This is a genomic window from Chryseobacterium limigenitum, assembly GCF_900114875.1.
GTDB classification, from domain to species: domain Bacteria; phylum Bacteroidota; class Bacteroidia; order Flavobacteriales; family Weeksellaceae; genus Chryseobacterium; species Chryseobacterium limigenitum.
Map to the genome: position 1 here is coordinate 1 of NZ_FPKW01000060.1, position 1532 is coordinate 1532.

At 47.3% G+C, this 1532-nt stretch carries 1 rRNA gene; it reads right to left on the minus strand.

Annotation, left to right across the window (positions count from 1 at the left end):
• Window positions 1-211: 211 nt before the first annotated feature.
• Window positions 212-1532, minus strand: a 16S ribosomal RNA gene (locus BT156_RS21725); the annotation flags it as partial.

Genomic DNA, 1532 nt, shown 5'->3' on the forward strand with positions numbered 1-1532 from the left:
CTGATACTAATTTCTAGTGGGTTTTGTTTTATATTTGATAAATGATGGTTGATAACTGATACTAATAGATGACTCTATTTTGTATCGTTTATGCTTTATCATTTATCTTGTATATTATATAAGCAACCGAGTAAAAAACTAAAACGTTCTTTAAGTAAGTACATGGTACACTTAAGTACCTTAATTTTGTTTAACGTCTAAAGACGCTCTAAAATGAGATGTTCCAGCCGCACCTTCCGGTACGGCTACCTTGTTACGACTTAGCCCTAGTTACCTGTTTTACCCTAGGCAGCTCCTGTTACGGTCACCGACTTCAGGTACCCCAGACTTCCATGGCTTGACGGGCGGTGTGTACAAGGCCCGGGAACGTATTCACCGCGCCATGGCTGATGCGCGATTACTAGCGATTCCAGCTTCATAGAGTCGAGTTGCAGACTCCAATCCGAACTGAGACCGGCTTTCGAGATTTGCATCACATCGCTGTGTAGCTGCCCTCTGTACCGGCCATTGTATTACGTGTGTGGCCCAAGGCGTAAGGGCCGTGATGATTTGACGTCATCCCCACCTTCCTCTCTACTTGCGTAGGCAGTCTCACTAGAGTCCTCAACTTAATGCTAGCAACTAGTGACAGGGGTTGCGCTCGTTGCAGGACTTAACCTAACACCTCACGGCACGAGCTGACGACAACCATGCAGCACCTTGAAAATTGTCCGAAGAAAAGTCTATTTCTAAACCTGTCAATTCCCATTTAAGCCTTGGTAAGGTTCCTCGCGTATCATCGAATTAAACCACATAATCCACCGCTTGTGCGGGCCCCCGTCAATTCCTTTGAGTTTCATTCTTGCGAACGTACTCCCCAGGTGGCTAACTTATCACTTTCGCTTAGTCTCTGAATCCGAAGACCCAAAAACGAGTTAGCATCGTTTACGGCGTGGACTACCAGGGTATCTAATCCTGTTCGCTCCCCACGCTTTCGTCCATCAGCGTCAGTTAAGACATGGTAACCTGCCTTCGCAATTGGTGTTCTAAGTAATATCTATGCATTTCACCGCTACACTACTTATTCCAGCTACCTCTACCTTACTCAAGGCTCGCAGTATCAATGGCAGTTTCATAGTTAAGCTATGAGATTTCACCACTGACTTACGAGCCCGCCTACGGACCCTTTAAACCCAATAAATCCGGATAACGCTTGCACCCTCCGTATTACCGCGGCTGCTGGCACGGAGTTAGCCGGTGCTTATTCGTATAGTACCTTCAGCTTTCCACACGTGGAAAGGTTTATCCCTATACAAAAGAAGTTTACAACCCATAGGGCCGTCGTCCTTCACGCGGGATGGCTGGATCAGGCTCTCACCCATTGTCCAATATTCCTCACTGCTGCCTCCCGTAGGAGTCTGGTCCGTGTCTCAGTACCAGTGTGGGGGATCACCCTCTCAGGCCCCCTAAAGATCACTGACTTGGTGAGCCGTTACCTCACCAACTATCTAATCTTGCGCGTGCCCATCTCTATCCACCGGAGTTTTCAATAT